The 18,152-nt window shown below is 36.0% G+C and carries 11 protein-coding genes; 5 read left to right on the top strand and 6 right to left on the bottom strand.

Annotation, left to right across the window (positions count from 1 at the left end; translation table 11 throughout):
• Positions 1-81: 81 nt before the first annotated feature.
• Positions 82-1,329 (bottom strand): competence/damage-inducible protein A, encoded by a 1,248-nt coding sequence (locus tag ACQ33O_RS12120; protein WP_430995851.1) that lies wholly within the window; start codon positions 1,327-1,329, stop codon positions 82-84.
• 78 nt (positions 1,330-1,407) lie between these two features.
• Here ACQ33O_RS12120 and ACQ33O_RS12115 point away from each other — a divergent pair, with 78 nt between their 5' ends.
• A complete protein-coding gene (locus tag ACQ33O_RS12115) occupies positions 1,408-1,836 on the top strand; it encodes a DUF6526 family protein (RefSeq protein ID WP_430995850.1) in 429 nt (142 codons plus the stop codon).
• A gap of 32 nt (positions 1,837-1,868) precedes the next feature.
• Here the strand turns inward: ACQ33O_RS12115 and ACQ33O_RS12110 are convergent, their stop codons facing one another.
• Complete coding sequence (locus ACQ33O_RS12110) at positions 1,869-2,279, bottom strand: acyl-CoA thioesterase (RefSeq protein WP_430995849.1); 411 nt, start codon at positions 2,277-2,279, stop codon at positions 1,869-1,871.
• Positions 2,280-2,288: 9 nt separating this feature from the next.
• Positions 2,289-2,696, bottom strand: a complete 408-nt coding sequence (locus tag ACQ33O_RS12105) for a DoxX family protein (RefSeq protein WP_430995848.1) — start codon at positions 2,694-2,696, stop codon at positions 2,289-2,291.
• Positions 2,697-2,848: 152 nt separating this feature from the next.
• Here ACQ33O_RS12105 and ACQ33O_RS12100 point away from each other — a divergent pair, with 152 nt between their 5' ends.
• The 3 genes from ACQ33O_RS12100 to ACQ33O_RS12090 all read left to right on the top strand — a co-directional run bounded on the left by ACQ33O_RS12100 (position 2,849) and on the right by ACQ33O_RS12090 (position 8,220).
• Entirely contained in the window at positions 2,849-5,884 is a 3,036-nt protein-coding gene (locus ACQ33O_RS12100; RefSeq protein ID WP_430995847.1) for a tetratricopeptide repeat protein, read from the top strand.
• A gap of 27 nt (positions 5,885-5,911) precedes the next feature.
• A complete protein-coding gene (locus ACQ33O_RS12095) occupies positions 5,912-7,537 on the top strand; it encodes a hypothetical protein (protein ID WP_430995846.1) in 1,626 nt (541 codons plus the stop codon).
• Positions 7,538-7,665: 128 nt separating this feature from the next.
• Positions 7,666-8,220 (top strand): hypothetical protein, encoded by a 555-nt coding sequence (locus ACQ33O_RS12090; protein ID WP_430995845.1) that lies wholly within the window; start codon positions 7,666-7,668, stop codon positions 8,218-8,220.
• 3 nt (positions 8,221-8,223) lie between these two features.
• On the opposite strand, the gene ACQ33O_RS12085 is transcribed toward ACQ33O_RS12090, so the two are convergent.
• The 3 genes from ACQ33O_RS12085 to ggt all read right to left on the bottom strand — a co-directional run bounded on the left by ACQ33O_RS12085 (position 8,224) and on the right by ggt (position 15,597).
• Positions 8,224-12,960: a translocation/assembly module TamB domain-containing protein gene (locus ACQ33O_RS12085; RefSeq protein WP_430995844.1), complete on the bottom strand. Its 4,737-nt coding sequence runs from the start codon at positions 12,958-12,960 to the stop codon at positions 8,224-8,226.
• Between the two features lie 152 nt (positions 12,961-13,112).
• Positions 13,113-13,784, bottom strand: a complete 672-nt coding sequence (locus ACQ33O_RS12080) for an outer membrane beta-barrel protein (protein ID WP_430995843.1) — start codon at positions 13,782-13,784, stop codon at positions 13,113-13,115.
• 127 nt (positions 13,785-13,911) lie between these two features.
• Positions 13,912-15,597 carry a gamma-glutamyltransferase gene (ggt, locus tag ACQ33O_RS12075; RefSeq protein ID WP_430995842.1) on the bottom strand — a complete coding sequence of 562 codons (1,686 nt, stop codon included), beginning with the start codon at positions 15,595-15,597 and terminating at the stop codon, positions 13,912-13,914.
• A gap of 24 nt (positions 15,598-15,621) precedes the next feature.
• Between ggt and ACQ33O_RS12070 the strand changes: the two genes are divergently transcribed.
• A complete protein-coding gene (locus tag ACQ33O_RS12070) occupies positions 15,622-18,126 on the top strand; it encodes a PIG-L family deacetylase (RefSeq protein ID WP_430995841.1) in 2,505 nt (834 codons plus the stop codon).
• Positions 18,127-18,152 lie beyond the last annotated feature (26 nt).

Genomic DNA, 18,152 nt, shown 5'->3' with positions numbered 1-18,152 from the left:
TAATTTTTTATGGGGAAAAAGCAATTTTAATTAGTCGATTTGATAATTTGATGATTTGGGGATTCGATGTTTAGTGCTTTGTCAAACTTCCAAATCTACAAGAATAAACTTTCTCAATAAGTTCAAAACATTTATAGCGGTGAGTTGAATATTTCTTTCCCTGTCGAAACGGAAATTAAAAAGCTGAGTTTGTATTTTATCATGTTTGCCAACGGCTACCCATACTGTACCAACGGGCTTATCGGCCGTCCCACCATCGGGGCCCATAATTCCAGAGACAGCAATGGTGTAATCGGATTTGATTTTTTGTAATACACCTTTTGCCATTTCTATGACAACTTGTTCGCTAACGGCACCATATTGTTGTAAGGTTGCTACTTTCACATTCAATACATCTTCTTTTACTTTATTGCTATAACTCACTACACTGCCATCGTAAAATTTAGAGGAGCCTGGCATGGCTGTCAGCAGATGTGCAATATAACCACCGGTGCAACTTTCAGCTGTACACATAGTTTTACCTTTTGCTACTAATAATTTACCAACTACTGCTTGCAAAGGTTCATCTTCATTGGTAACAAGATATTCTTTTACCAGCGATTGCAGTGTGTCGAATTTCTCCTGTACTTCGGTAGCTACATTATCACCTGTTGCGGTTAAACGTAAACGCACCATGCCATAGTTGGGGAGGTATGCAAGTTTAATATGTGCCGGCAAATTGCTTTCAAAATCTAGAATTAATTCTGCTAAAAAACTTTCCCCTACACCGGCGGTCAATAATGTTTTGTGAACAATATTTGTTGTTGTGTATTTTTTTTGAAGAAGTGGTAATACATCATCTACTATCATTCCTTTCATTTCATGCGGCACGCCGGGCATTGAAATAAAAGTTTTGTTTTCTTTTGAAAACACCATCCCGGGAGCGGTACCTCTTTTGTTAATGATCACTTCGCAAACATCGGGCACTTCGGCTTGTTTACGATTGCGTTCTATCATTGGACGTTTAAGAATGTTCTTGAAAATATTTTCTACGTTTTCAAGCGCATCTTTATTTATAATCATTTTACCATTAAAATATTCACATAGCAACGGCTTAGTAATATCATCTGCCGTAGGTCCAAGTCCGCCTGTGATTAAGATAATGTCGGCATATTGTTGCTCTTCATCCAGTGCTGTCCATATTTCATTCCATGCATCGCCTACGGCAACTCTTCTTACAACAGGGATGCCGGCTTTATTCAGTTTCTGTGCAATCCATGCACTGTTGGTGTCAATTACTTGTCCGATCAGTAATTCATCTCCGATGGTGATTATACTTGCTTTTGTCATTATTGAACTTATTTAGGTAGCAAACAAAATAGTGTTGCAGTTTGTTTGTAACTTGAGTATCAAATTTAAAAACAAATTATGCAAACACAGAACTTTAAAAATCATACACAATGGGTGCCGGGTTTTCACTTTGGCGTATATGGAGGAATTGCTATTCTTTTGGGGGGAGCAATTATTTATCATGCTCATGTAACGGAAGAAAATAAATATGCGGCAGCTTTACTGGTATTTATGCCATTTGTTTTAATTGGTCTGGCATTGTATGCAAGATCATTTGCATTAAAAGCACAGGACAGAGCTATTCGTGCGGAAGAAAAACTTCGTTATTATATCATGACCGGGCAACCGATGGATAGTCGTTTAAGAACAAGTCAGATCGTAGCACTTCGGTTTGCAGGTGATGAAGAGTTTGTAGAACTTGTTAAAAAAGCCGCAGCAGAAAATTTGAGATCAAAAGAAATTAAAATGTTGATACAAAATTGGAAAGCTGATTATCATCGAGTGTGATAAGATTTAGTTCATAAGCCATGATGTATGAACTAAATAAAGTACGGAGCAATCTTTTCTCTTAAGGCTTCGGGCATTCCGCAGCGTTGCATTGTTTTCGCATTCATAAAATAAAGTGTCACATCGCCAACGTTCAATAGTTCGTTCGCTTCATTATAAATTTCTGCATGAAAAACAATTTTATGGTGAACCGGTAATTCTTTCAAGATTGTCTTTACTGTAATAAGATCATCATACTTGGCAGGACGCAGAAATTTGCTATGTATATCAACTACCGGCATGATAATTCCCATTGCTTCAATGTCTTTATACGTATAACCCAACTGTCTGATGGATTCGCCTCTACCGATCTCGTAAAATTGAGCATAGTGGCCATGGTAAACAAATCCCATCTGATCTGTTAGGGCATAGTGTATGCGTATTTGTGTTTCGCTTGTAAACATTAGAAAAATTTATTTACCAATCATACTATCTACACTCACTCTACCCGGCCCTACAAATAACAACACAATAAATCCGGTAAGGTATAAACTTGCCATTTCTCCGGTATCAAAAACGTCGAAGTTGTGTGCCTTGAACAATGCTACAGACATGGCAATGATCAGCGGAATTACTGCAAACCTTGTAAACAGGCCGATAATTACAAACAATGCACAGAAAAATTCAGCAAAAACAACTAGAGCTAAAGAAGCCGACTGGCCTAATCCCAAAATGGTGGTAGCTTTTGGAACCATCGCACTAAAATGCACAAGTTTATTGTATCCGTTATTCATCATCAAAATTCCAAATGCCAGGCGAAGTAATAACATGGCTGCACTGAAAGCACCGGCAGAATAGTTGGTAGATAGTAGTTTTTTCATATTAATTTTTACATTTTATTTAACAGTAAAAACAAATGTACAATCTTTTATTAAAGCAGTTATCCACTTTTGCACAATAGCTTTGGAACGGTGTTTGTATAACGGTCAATTAACTACTTTTGCATAGACGAATAATGAGCTCAACCACTGTCATGATAACAAAAAAAATATTTTCACTTTTATTCATAACGTTTGTATTCTCTTCTGCGTTCAGTCAGGCAACGCATACGATCATTGATCCCGAAAAAGATTTTAAAGATGCAAAAGATCTGTTCATAAAAAAACAATATGGACTTGCTTATCCGCTTTTAAAAGAATTGCATCAAAAATATTCCGAAAATCAAAAAAGTAATAATATTCAATTGTATGAAGACATTAATTATTACTACACTGTTTGCGAATTAAAATTGCAAATGCCGATAGGAGTTGATGATGCAAAACATTATCTCGAAACAATAGACAATGAACCCCGTAGGCAGATACTCAGCTATCATCTTGCGAAATATTATTTTGTAAAAGAAGATTTTGAAAATACTGTATTGTACTACGAAAAAGCAGGGATCGCTAATTTAAGTAATGAAGAGATCGCTGATGCAAAATTCGAACAGGCTTACAGTTATTTTAATCTGAAAAAATTCCGAGATGCCCAGCCTTTGTTCGACGAAATTCGTCAGTTGCCCGAAAGTAAATATTACATGAGGGCAAATTACTATTATGGCTTCATCAGCTATTACAATCGGCAATATAACGAGGCATTAAAGTCATTTAGAATAGTAGAGAATGAAGATGATTACAAACGTGTGGTGCCCTACTATATTGCAGAGATATATTATTTTCAGAAGAAAAAAGACGAAGCGTTAAAATACGGGGAAGCGGTGATGAGTAAGGGTCGTTTGTATTATGAGAAGGAGATGAAACAATTGTTGGGGCAGATATATTTTGAAAAGAAAGATTTTGAAAAAGCTTTGCCTTTGCTTGAGTATTATGTCACCAACAGTCAGAATGTAAGCAAAGAAGATCTTTACGAAATAAGTTACTGTTATTATCAGATGAATAATCTGCCGAAGGCGATAGAAGGATTTAAACAACTGACCAATCAAAAGGATTCATTAGGGCAGAACTCTATGTATCTGCTAGGCGATTGTTACTTGCGTACCAATCAAAAAGCAGAAGCTCGTAATGCCTTTCAATTTTGTGCATACAATAACAGCAATAAAACACAACAGGAAGTATCTACCTTCATTTATGCAAAATTATCATACGAGTTAGGGTATCAGGATATTGCATTGAACGAAATGCGTAAGTTCATTACATTGTATCCGAAATCGGTTTATAACACAGAAGCAAAGGAAATACTGGTAAACATTTTGGCGAACACTAATAATTTCAGTGATGGTTTGGCTTTATATGAATCATTCGATAAGCCTACACCCAATATGCAAAAAGCGTATCCCAGAATTTTGTATGGAAAAGCTGTAGAATATATTAATGATCAGCAATTGGATAAAGCAGATGAATTGCTTGGAAAGATATTACAACTACCTGCATCAACCGTTACACCTTATGCAAATTTCTGGAGAGGGGAGATTGCTTACCGGTTTTCAAAATTTGATGATGCTATACGTTATCTGACTGCCTATCTTCAGGCAAATGTAGCAGCACAGGGAGAAGCAAACACCACTTCTGCCAGGTATAACATGGCTTATAGTTATTTCAAAAAAGAAAATTATAAGCAGGCGCTTGTTTATTTTGATCAGATTGTTAAATCTGTTTCAGGTGGCTTTATGCCATTGGAGCAAGATGCTTACATCAGAAGTGCTGATTGTTATTACATGACAAAAGATTACAATTCTGCCAATACGCTTTATACCAATGCCATCAACGGGAAATTTTTGCAGAGCGATTATGCAACCTTTCAATTAGCAATGATTGCAGGGATAAAAAGCTCTCCTGATAAAATTAAAACGCTTGTCAACTTAACCCGATTATATCCGCAAAGTAGTTTGGTAGCTGATGCCAATATGGAAATAGCCAATACATATATGGCTGATGAAGATTTTAAAGCTGCTATTCCTTTCCTTAATACGTTACTTACCAATTCCAATGCATCCGGCTTACTTCCGAAAGTTTATTTAAAACTTGGATTGTGTAATTATAATATCAATAATTACAAAGAAGCGTTGAATAATTATCAGTTGCTGGTTCAAAAATATCCTGCATCACCTGAAGTAGATGAGGCATTAGAGAGTGTAAAAAATATTTATGTAGAAGAAGGAAGACCGAACGACTATGTAGAATTCATGCGTAAGAGCGGTAGAAGTATTTCTGTTAGCGAAGCGGATGAACTGACCTATAATGCGGCAGAGTTGAAATACAATAACAATGATTACAATGGTGCTATTGAAGCTTTTGGAAATTATCTTTCTCGTTTCCCTTCAGGAGCATATGCATTGAGTGCTAATTTTTATATGAGCGAATGCTATACAAAAAATAAAGATTGGAACAGTGCTTTAAACGGATATAACTATGTTATTACAAAAGGTGTAGGTAAATATTTTGAAAAAGCTGCTTTAACGGCTGCTCAAATAAATTATTTTGAGTTGAAGGATTATGCAAGTGCTCAGAAAAACTTCGAAGCACTGAGAGCAGGTGCATCGAGTCAGGATAACCAGTTGGAAGCTACAAGAGGCTTGGTGCGTTGTTATTATCAATTGAAAGATTATGCACAGGCTAATGTGTCAGCGAAAGAATTGCTTACAAAAAAGAGTATCAGCACTGATGATAAATCTATTGCTTACTTGGTTTTGGGTAAGTCGCAACAAGTGAATGGCGATTGTGTTGCAGCCATTGCTTCTTTTAAATCATGTGCGGCGATCAATAAATCTGCATGGGGTGCAGAGGCAAGATATGAAATAGCCAATTGTCAATTCACATCCGGTAATTTAACTGCAGCCGAAAAATCTGCGATGGTGGTTATTAAAGAAACAGGTGGTTATGATTACTGGGTAACAAGGTCTTATATTTTGTTAGGTGATATATTCATGCATAACAAAGATTATTTCAATGCGAAAGCAACTTATCAAAGTGTAGCTCAAAATGCAACAATTCCAGAATTAAAAACAGAGGCTCAGCAAAAACTCGACAAGGTAGTAGCAGAAGAAAAGATAGGTTCTAAACTTATTAATTAGGCAATGATGAATAATAAAAAATACATAATGCTTTTTCTTGCAGGTATTTTCCTGTGCTCATTTGCTATGGCACAAAAAGATACAACAAAAAAGCAAACCATAGACATTGTATCGGCATATAAACCCGTGCTTAGGAATGCGGTTAAAATAACTTTTTCTGCATCGCAATTATTGGTGGATACCTCTAAAATAAAAGTTAAATATGAAGTGCCTGCGCAGAATCTTTTTTACACGTATCAACCGGTAGCACTTAGGCCGTTAGCTATATATCCGAATGATACACTTGAGCTTGGTGATAGGAATTATTTAAAGTTGGGTATTGGTAATTATACAACACCATATATTGGTGCAGGACTTAGTTTTGGTGATGGGAAGACAAGTTTGCTGAATCTTTACGGAGATTATATTGCCTCAAAAGGTAAAATAAAATATCAAGATTATTCTAAATTGAATGCATTTGTTACAGGAAGTACTTTTAGCGAAACAAATGAGATCTATTTCAAAGGAGGCTTAAGTATTCAGGATAATTATTTGTATGGATACGATCATGATGTGTATAGTTACACCAAAAAAGATCTTCGTCAGCAATTTCAAAATTTGCATTTGAAAATAGGTGCAAGAAATATTAATGCTGCTACCGAAGAATCTTTATTGAAATACGATCCGAATCTTCAGGTAAATGTATTTGTCGCAAAAAATAAATTATCTGAAAATACGATTGCATTGGAGGTCCCCGTAGAAATGCCCGTAGGAGATATGTTCATTGCTAAGATCACTGCAAAAGCAGATATAACTTCTTACAAGAGTAAAGATCTGTTGCCCGACAATGTTAAGATCAAGAATAATGTTTTTCAAATTGCCCCTGAGGTTGTTTACACCGCTGAAACATATACTTTACACGGAGGATTTACGCCAACGATCGACAACGGTAAGTTTATCTTCTTGCCAAATATTTACGGCGAAGCAAAACTTGCCGATAAATCTTTTTTAGTTCAAGCAGGCTTTGTAGGTAAGATCACAAAAAATACCTATCAATATTTATCTTCTATCAATCCATATCTGAATACGATATCATCACAAAAAAATACCAAAGAGCTTGAGTTGTATGGAGGAATCAAAGGTACGGTGGGCAAGCATTTTAACTATAGTGCCAAAGTTGGGCTCGTTAATTTCGATAATTATCCATTTTTGCTGAACGATACATTGAACGACCAAAAAAGTTTTGTGTTAAGCAATGAATCTAAATTAAGTGCATTGCGTATTCATGCTGATATGAGTTATATCAATCAAGATAAATTTACTTTTACCGGTGGCGTTACATTCAACGGATATACAGATGCTCAGGATCATACTTCAGCATTTGGAACCATACCTGTTGAGATCAATGCGGCTATGAGGTGGAGAGCTTTTAATAAAGTGTTGCTTAAAACAGATCTGTATGTTTTTGGTGGTGGCCCTTATATTTTACCGGGTAATATCACAAAAAATTTAAAAGGTGCCGCAGACATTAGCATTGGTGCAGAGTTTGCTATCAATAAAAGATTCAGTGCTTTTGTAGATATCAATAACATGCTCAATAATAAATATCAACGCTGGCATAATTATGAGGTATATGGTATCAACGCTCTTGGTGGGGTTATTATGAAATTTTAGTTTTTTGCACAAACATTGGTTTTTGATGGTGACATCCTTGTGAACTTGTTCTGTTATTTTTTGCTTTTATTAAAAGCAAAAAATAATTTCACTTTTACCCCATACCTTTGGGTAACATTATCGGCTTTATGCACAATACTCTAATAGCTGCTTCATTGTTTCATAATAAAACCTGTACACTACCGGGCATAGGCACGTTGTCTGTGCATACAAACGTTGCAGAATCAGATTTTGTGAATACACAATTGCTAGCTCCAACTTATGCCATACAATTTTCGCCAGCTGTGGAAGACGCAAACGTTTTCAATGAATTTTCTGCTATCAGCGAATTATTAAAAAGTGAGATTGATCGATTGGGTAGGGTTGAGATGAATGGTATAGGAACATTTGAAAAAGTTGATGATAAAATTATTTTTTCAGGAGCCTCCCTGAGCAACGATTTTACGTTGCCTGTTAAAGCGGAAAGAGTAATTCGTCAGCATACAGAACATACAATGCTTGTGGGAGATAAAGAAACCACAAATGTTGTAATGACTGAATACTTTACCGAAACCGTTGTTAAAAAAAGGTATTGGTGGGTTTGGGCAATTGTATTAGCTGCGATTGGAATTACAGGAATTGTTTATCATTTTTATCGACATGGGTATACACTTGGCATCAGCCATGTACTGGGAGCAGAATAGTATTTATTTTTTTCTTGCTTTGCCTGGTTTTCTAAATATTTCGTAGAGAGATAGTTTGTCTACCTCTTTTCTATAAGACAATTTTATACCGGTTTTATTTCTTTGTCCTACTACATCCGGATTGGTTTGGTTAAAGCCAACCAAGCGAACACGACCATCTTCAGACAATAACCATTCTATTGCAACATCAGGAGTAATTAACAAGTTTGTATTCCTACTTGCAAGTACGTAAGGATTGTTGTAGTCAAAGTTGCCTCCAATGTTTACGATTAGTCTATTGTCAAAGAAATTCAATCTAACTCCTAGTTTAGTTGCAATTTGTAGTTTGGCGATACTGCTTTGCAGATCTGTGTTTGAATTCAGATCAATATTAAAGGCAGCTTTATCTGCCAAGTTAAGCGATCTTAAAAGGTTGTTCAATGAGTTAGCCAACATATTAGACACCATGTTGCCTATTGAGTTGGTAGCAACATTCAATCCGCTGTTAGCATTTAAAAAGGTTTGTTCATCAGTAATAAACGAATTGAACAGCAGCAAAGATGTAACCTGTTTGTTCATTTCATTTTCATTGGTTTTAAATTCGGCCAATCGCTTACTGACAATGAGATCTTCTTTCAGCGCTCCGGTAGGTATCAGTTCAAATGTGATCTTTGGTTGTAATAAGTTTCCTGTTAAGTTTGCTACTACCGTAACGTCTTCTTTACGTTGTCTTGTATTGTCTGCAATAATACCACTGAAATCTACTTTTTCTGCGGTATACACAGCCGACATGTCTATGTTTGCTCTATAAGGGTCGCCTTCCCAACTGATGCTTCCGTTACTTAACTTAAATGGCTTTTTTACCAATGCCTGAAAATTGAAAGTGTAATCACCTTCAGTAATATTATATCTGCCCCTAATGCTTAAAGGTTCTCTGCTACCTACCTGAATATTCAATTCGCCGTTGCCTTTCCCTTTGATAATATCACCGGTTGTTTCATCAAGTATTACATCAATTTTACAAGTTGGGTTTGCCCTCAGGGTCATATCAACAAATATATTTGTTCCTTCCTTGGCCCTTAAATTGTTCGACATCTCAGTACCAAACTGAATAAAATCTATATAATCGATTTTTCCATTCTCAATACTGTTGGTACCCGTATTTAAAAAAATGTGGCTACTGTCTCTGGCCGATCCAACTGTAGGCCCGCCCTTGATGGTCATTACCATATTGGTAACGGGGCCGTTCAAATTCATCATTGTATTTGCATCACCAATTACTTTTCCGTAGAACTGCGGATTGTCTTTTTTCTGTGTATTAAGTACAAGAAATTTATTGGTTCCGGCTATAGCATCACCGGGCTTATTAACACTGAAGTTCAGGTTGTCGAATTCAAAATCTTTAAAGAATTTATGGTATATTTTTCCTCTTAAGGTAGCTATATTATTTAAGGTATCCTTAAGCGTTAGTTTATCAAAATTGATCTCTCCAGGATTAAAAATAATATCCTTTTTTGCAATAAAATATTTACACTGAGTGTACTTAACAACCAACGATGCATCATTAAGCGTTGCAGTTCCGCTTAACGAAAGGTTCTTGCTGTTTCCTGAAACCTTTAGGTCGTTTGTATTGGCATATCCTTCTATATTTGAGAAGATACCGTCTAAATAATTATTTAAGATTGCAAGGTTGAATTTATCTGTTTTGAAATTAATATCAGCCTGATTGGTAACAGAATCGTTGATATTGTAGCTTCCGGCAACATTAAATTTATAGTTATCATTGTTGGAACCTGCATCAAAAGTTACAATGCCTGTTTTGGTGGAAAAATTTCCAATAGCAGTAACCAGTCCGATCGAATCGTTTTCAAACTTAAAGTTGTCGGCTACAATATCATACTCGATCAATGGTTTGCCAAAAGGATTGGTTACATAAATATTGCCTGTTATCTGGCCTTCTAAATGCGGATCTTTAAACAGAAACGGAGTAATATCGTCAATATTGACACTATATAATTCAACTTTTGTGCTGTTGAAATTATCAATGTCGGTGTTCATGATTATTTGTTGGTGGCCTTGAGTTAGTTTAAGGTTATTAGCACTGATCTGCGAATTGGTTATTAAAAGACTCCCATCTTTTTCTATTTCCCATTGTTTGTCGTTTAGTATAAATGTGGAAGGGAAGAAGTGAATGTCAACGCCATTGGTAAGTGTTTGCACTTTTGCATGTAAGGAAGCATCGCTGAGGGTTTTGCTGGCACTGGTATTTAAGCTGATATCAGAAATATCATTGTGTGATGTTATAACAAGATGTGTTGTTGGTAAATGCAAACTATCTCCAAGCGTAACATCATCAACATCAATTTTTGTTACAAGCGTGTCAAGATTACCAATACCTTCAAGACGAATATTATTAAATGATTTTCCATCATAACTAAATTGCGGCACATTAGCGTTAATGTTCAACGCATTTTCTTGTAACTTTAAAGAGCCGTCTAGCGTAGCATAATTAAAGCCCTGAAGTTTAGCATCCAATAATTTTACATATTCATCGATATTTTTTGTGTGAATGGTAAAAGTAAAATCTTGATTTTTAACAACTGCTTTTGGTTTGGGTATGTAAGCAGGATAGTAGTTGTTTAAAAACAACTGAAAAGCATTGGGCAATTCAAGTATTGTAAAATTTCCCGTTACTTTTGCATCTGCTTCATTGGATTCAAGTGTAAGTTGTTTTTGGTTATCAAATATTTCTGATCGTAATACAAGTGAATCAAAAGAAAGCCTTTGGCCATTATGTGTTAAGGTTGCATTCAAAATACTTGCTTTGCCAAGGAAATTATCAATATTACTTCCGGTAAAATTCATATCAAAATGACCGGCAACTTCGAAACTATCTTTTGTAAAATGGAGTTCTTTTAAATTTGCTTTGGATACATTTACATCAAAGGCAAGTTGCGGAGTTTTTTTGCTAAGGTCTATAGTGCCATGTAAGTTTTCCAATTTTAAATTTGGATCGTCAATGCTTGCACTTCCTGTGAATATTTGTTTCCCGAAATCGCCTTTTAAAGAGATGTTCTGATAAGTATATCCTCCAAAGCCAAAACTACTTACTCTGCCATCTAGATTGGCTTTTACATTGTCCGTAGAAAATCCACTTCCTTTTACTTTTCCATCAAAGGCAATATTGCCGATCTGGCTATTCCCAATAAAATTACCTAATTGAAATCCGGTGGTTGAAACAGTGCCACTGTATACTTCCGGCATATTTTCGGGGAGTTTTAAATTCAGATCTCCTGTAATATTTCCCAGATCTGTATTAATAGTACCAAATGCAACAAAATCATTTACAAAGCCGGTGAAATTTCCCTTGTACTGAATATTACCGAGCTTGTTCAATTGAGGTTGCGTTACCTTTTTTAAAGCCGGTATAATTGATACTAGGTCGTTGTAATTGGTTTCTAGATTTCTCGATGAAAAATCGATAAAAGTATTGCTGATGTCGGGTAATCCGCTCATGGTAATATCGCCATCAATATTTGTATTACCGCTTTTGATCAACATTTTCTTAGCAGTAAAATTATCTATCGTTCCTTTGGCAATACCGCTGATATCAAAATTGCGGTTCCATGTTTTTAAAGCGGGTGCAAAAAAGGCAATGTCATCGCTGTTGATCTTACTCTTTTCAAAATTACTTTCAATGGTAACTTTATGTAAGAAACTGCTCATATCGCTAAACGTTTGATAACGCATGGCGTAGTAATTTCCTAGTCTGCTTTTATTGGTTACAAGATCAAGTTTATCAAATTCCATCATCTCCGGCGTGAATTTGAAAGCTGCCTGGAGTTTCTTTACTTCAAATCCGCTTCTTTCTTTTGTACTTAAATTTAAGTCTGTGGTTAATGTATCTTTTTCAAAATGAACATTTTTCAGGTCGCCGGTTATTTTACTGAATAGAATATGTTTGCCGTCGAAGTATCCTGCTGTAAGTGTTTTGTCAATTGTTTCTTTTTCATTTCCGAAAACGCCGTTGGTAAGATGAATGTTTTTTATGTCGATCACCCATTCATCATTATTCCATTTGTATTGGGGGATTAAGTCTTTTGAACGATCTCTTACTGGTTTAGGGATATGTAATTTTTCTCTATTGCCCATATAATCGCTTTGTGAAAAAATAGGTTCGTTCAATTCCAGTGAACTTAAATTGATCTTCTTTTTTGTGAAGTCTGATTCCTCGGCTGTAACATTTAGGTTTTTTAAAGCTACCGACATATTTTGACCAAGCCATTCATCTATTTGATTGAAACGGATATTTTCCAATTCCATGCGCTTGATGTCAAATTCCAGCCCTCCTTTTTTTGTGGTTGATTTTTCTTTCTTCGGGCTTGAAAAATAATCTATCAGAAAACTGTAATTCCAGACTGTATCTGTACGTTTCATATTTACGACTGCATCTTTGAGTCCTATATATTTTAACACAGCCTTATCTTTAAAAAAGAACCAATCAGTGATATTTATGGTTGCAGTGCCTGCATAGAGTAATGTATCTTTTTGTCTGTCTTCTACTAAAACACCTTTTATTTCCAGCTTATCAAAAAAAGCAACATCTACATGCTGAATAGTTACTTTGGTTTTTAACTCTTTTGAGAAAACACTTGCAACTTGTTTTACGATCCATGTTTGTACAGAAGGTAGGTGCAAGGCGGCATACGTAAGTACTAATAGTAATATCAGTGCAATTGCGATCCGTTTTAATATTTTCAAAAATTTACGCAGTTGTAATAGATTTATATGCAAAAATAGTCAATCAAGCCCTATAGGCAAATTCGATACCAAAGATTAATATATTATTGATTTATCTAAATAAAAAACCTGCCTTGATAGGGCAGGTGATATAATTTTAAATATTTGATAAGTTATTTAATATAATATCCCAGCGTAAAGGTGAGCATACGGTTACGAATATTTCTTAAATCCTTAGTGCCGGATGAAGTAAGTACATTGAAATTGTTATTGATATTTGCATGCCCCAACATATATCCAACTTCTACGAACATCTTTGGTGTATGAAACCCAATGCCTGTGCTTAAGCCAAGGTCAAATAAGCTGTAATCTCCATCAGTTGCAAATTTCATTTTTTTAGAAGTAACCACATCATCTTTAGTGGTCTTTTCTGTACCTGACAAACCAACTCCTATCAATGGACCTGCAGAAAGTACCAATGTGTTCTTTTTTTCACCTACGGGGAAATCGCCACTAAGCGCAGGAACGATATCTACGTAGTACATAGAATTATCATATTTGGCTATGGTATCGGCAACTGGCTTAAAACTATAGCCTCTTTTATGCAGGCTGATGTAGGGCGAAAAATGTAATACATCGTCGAAAGGTACTTTGAACATAATGCCTAGTCCAAATCCATTCTTAAATCCATTAGGTTGTTTTACATCGGTACCAAGGGATTCATTAATATAGTGTACCCTAGCGGTTGTGTAATTATAGCTTCCCATTACGGCGATCTTGGTTTGTGCTGTTCCTTTGTTCAAAAAAAGCAGTGTGGCCAATAGTATCGGGTAAATTTTATTCATATTCAATTTATTGAAGTTGCAAAGGTAAGTTTTTTACGATAGATGTAATTTTTTTAAACTTGGTTGCATTTTAATCATTTTCTCGGTAATTTACAATGGTTTCCCATTTTTAAGCCGATTCATAAGATCAATAGCCTTCAGCGGAATCATCTCCTCGAAAATCTCCTACGGCAGTGATCTTTTTATTATGCATAATAATCAATTCAGTTCTTCCTATAGGGCCCCTTTCGGTTACGTTATATCCCATTTTTTTAAGTTCTTTTCTAACACGAATGGGAAATTGCTGTTCTACAAAAACTTCATCTGGTAACCATTGGTGGTGAAATTTAGGTTTGTTCACAGCATCCTCCGGTTTCATCTTGAATTCTATTATGTTTAAGAGGGTTTGAAATACACTAGTTGGAATTGTAGTACCTCCGGGAGTACCAACAACAATATATGGCTTGTTATTTTTAAGAACAATTGTTGGTGTCATACTGCTCAACATTCTTTTGTTTGGTGCAATGGCATTTTTTTCGTTGCCAACAGCGCCATACATATTTGGCAGGCCGGGTTTTATACTAAAGTCATCCATTTCATTGTTCAAAATAAATCCGGCACCGGTTACAACAGTTCTGCTTCCAAAATGTCCGTTCAGTGTTGTAGTGACAGCAACTGCATTCCCTTCTTTGTCAATCACACTTAAATGTGTTGTCTCTTCACTTTCGGATATAATACCTGCTTTTACAGTTGCACTCATATTTGCTTTACCGGGAGTGAAATCTTTAAACCTTTCTTTAATGTATTTTTCGTCGGTTAATTTCTTTACCGGAACTTTTACAAAATCAGCGTCTCCTAAATATTCGGCCCTGTCAGCATACGCTCTTCTTTCGGCTTCTACCATTAATTGAACTGAAGCGGCGGTTTGGAATTTTTTTGCAGCGATATTTTTGTTTTCAATTGTTTTCATCATTTGTAATAAGAGGATGCCTCCGCTGCTGGGTAATGGCATTGTAATGATATGATGTTTTTTATAGTCAAATTCCAGTGGGTCCCTCTCAATTGCTTTGTAATTTTTCAGGTCATCATAATTGATGATCCCATTTCCACGTTGCATTTCTTCAACGATTAGTCTTGCAGTTTCGCCTTCGTAAAATCCTTTTTCTCCATTGTCTCTAATACGCTTTAAAGTATTAGCCAGATCGTTTTGAATCAATATGCTTCCTTCTTTCCAAGTGTTTACAAAAACGGGGTAAACTTTGTTTTGTGATATAAAATCCTGTGCATAGTCATTGAAATCTTCGGCCTGGGCTAGCGTAAGTGCAAACCCTTTTTCTGCCAGATCGATCGCCGGCTGTATCAATTTTTCAAAAGGAAGTTTTGCATAAGGCATTGCTGCAAAAATACCGGCAACTGTTCCAGGTACACCTGCAGCTAAATGCCCATCTTGAGATAAATTCAGTTGAGCTTTACCGTTACTATCAAGATACATATCTCTGCTTGCTTTTTCAGGTGCACGCTCTCTGAAATCAATGGCAATGTTTTCGCCATTTTTAAGATGTGCTATCATAAAGCCTCCGCCACCAATATTTCCTGCACCGGGATACACGACTGCTAATGCCAATTGAGTAGCAATAGCTGCATCAACGGCATTACCACCTTGTTTTAAGATAGCCACTCCAACCTGACTTGCCAGCGGATGAGCCGATACTACGGCACCGGTATCAACGGTTAGTTTTTTTTGTAAGTGGTAGCTATAAGGATTAAATTGTGCAGTACTTTGCAGAGATATTGCAAATATGATTATCAGAACGATAGATAGTCTGTATTTCATTTTTTAAAATTAGGAATAACTTACATGACAAAGCATTTCATCCTTATATTTTTCGTTTTTCATTTTTCATTTTTAGTTTCTAAAGCTCAAACACCAAAAACTTATACTGCTTCAGAAATATTATTGCAACTAAAGAAGCTGAATGTGTTGGGCTCGGTACTCTACATCGCTGCACATCCGGATGATGAGAATACAAGGTTGCTGGCATATCTGGCCAATGAAAAAATGTATCGCACAGGTTATTTGAGTTTAACGAGAGGAGATGGCGGGCAAAACCTAATTGGTGATGAACAAGGGATCGATCTAGGGTTGATAAGAACACAAGAATTACTGGCAGCAAGAAGAGTTGATGGAGCTGAACAGTTTTTTTCCAGAGCCTATGATTTTGGGTATTCTAAATCTTCGGATGAAGCTATTAAAACCTGGGAACACGATAAAATATTGAGTGATGTGGTTTGGGTGATCCGACAATTCAAACCTGATATTATCATCACCCGTTTTCCCGAAGACAGCAGGGCAGGGCACGGACATCATTCAGCTTCGGCTATACTTGCCCGTGAGGCATTTGACGCAGCAGCAGATAGTACTAAGTTTCCGGAACAATTAAAATTAGGGGTGAGTACTTGGCAAGCTAAACGTTTATTATGGAACACATTCAATTTTGGTGGTGGTAACACACAAAGTGAAGATCAATTTAAAGTAGATGTTGGTATGTATAATCCTTTGTTAGGCAAAAGTTATGGGGAGATAGCTGCAATAAGTCGTAGCCAACATAAGAGTCAGGGATTTGGCGTGCCGGCACAAAGAGGCTCTGTTATTGAATATTTTAAAACAACAAAGGGAACAGCTCCTGTCTCTGACTTGATGGAAGGTATAAATACAAACTGGAGTAGGTTGAATAATGAAGGAGCCACAACAAAAATAATTGACTCTATTATAAATAATTTTTCTGCTGAGCATCCTGAAAAGTCGCTGCCTGCTTTGGTTAGGTTATATAAGAAAATAGAGAGCCTCAATGACCCTTATTGGAAAAAACAAAAACTTCAGGCTATACAAAATGTAATAAAAACATGTAGTGGTATATTCATGGAAGCTGTTACAAATACCCAATATGCCACACAAGGAGATACGCTAACCTATACAACTATCATCAATGATCGATTGGGAGTAGGTGCTGAAGTTTCAAAGCTTACCAGGCCGTTAATTTTCGACACGTTGAAAAGAAATGTGAATCTTTTTGATACGATATCTTATCTTATTAAAAAAGATGATAAGTTATCGCAACCTTATTGGCTGGAACAAGAAATGGAGAAAGGTAGCTTTAATGTTACTGATCAGGAGTTGATTGGTATGGCGGAGAATATTCCGATGAGTTATTCTTTTGTTGTTTCAATAGAAGGGAATCCATTTGTATTCACAGAACCAATTCGCTACAAACATACTGATCCTGTAAAAGGAGAGATATATCAACCGGTATATGTTGTACCGCAATTAACGGAGAATGTTTCTCCTGCATTGAATGTATTTAACCCGGGAGATAATAATGATGTAATTACTCAAAACTTCAGATTGTTTACCAATGGCAATAATATTGATTCAACACATGAGTATTATCAGGATCTGCGTAAACTTTCAAAAGGAGAAAAATTCACTACTGCTAACGCTTTTGATATAGCAACCAAGTCTGGTGAAAAGGCAACTTGGAATTATTTGCATGAGTGGGTATATAAAGATGCAAATGACAAGCCTTATTATGATCTTAAAGAAATTGATTACGATCATATTCCATCTATCAAGTATTTTAAAGTAACCCAAAAACGAATACTTGTTACGGATGCTGAGATTGCAGGTAAATCTGTCGGCTATATTCCCGGTGCAGGAGATAAAGTGCCGCAGGCTTTGGAAGAAATGGGGTATAAAGTAACCATTTTAAAAGAAGCAGATCTTACAACAGATAATTTAAAACAATTTAATGCCATTGTTACTGGTGTAAGAGCTTATAATACGAATGAATGGATGAGCAATATTTACGATGCTTTGATGCAATATGTGAAAGATGGAGGTGTTTTATTATCTCAATACAATACAAATAATTTTATCAGTTCTGTAAAATCGAAAATAGGCCCTTATCCATTTACCATCAGCAGAAGCAGGATCACAGATGAAACGGCTAAAGTTAAATTCCTGTTGCCCGATCATCCGGCATTAAATTATCCGAATAAAATAACAGAAGCAGATTTCGAAGGATGGATACAGGAACGAAGCATCTACAATGCTGAAAGCGTTGACAGTAGTTATCAACGTATTTTAAGTATGGCAGATCCCGGAGAGAAAGAGCAGGATGGAAGTTTGATCATTGCGGATTATGGTAAAGGCAAATTTGTTTATACGGGGCTGGTATTTTTCAGAGAACTTCCCGCCGGTGTGCCGGGTGCTTATAGGTTGTTTGCGAATTTGTTAGCCAATAAAAATTTGACGCAGGAAAAGTCTCAACCAAAAATAAAACCTAAGAAGAAAAAACAGGTATAATTTTTCAATGGAGAAAAATAAATCAT

The organism is Ferruginibacter sp. SUN002 (assembly GCF_050611725.1).
Lineage (GTDB): Bacteria > Bacteroidota > Bacteroidia > Chitinophagales > Chitinophagaceae > Ferruginibacter.
This window is presented reverse-complemented; position numbering and strand designations above follow the sequence as displayed.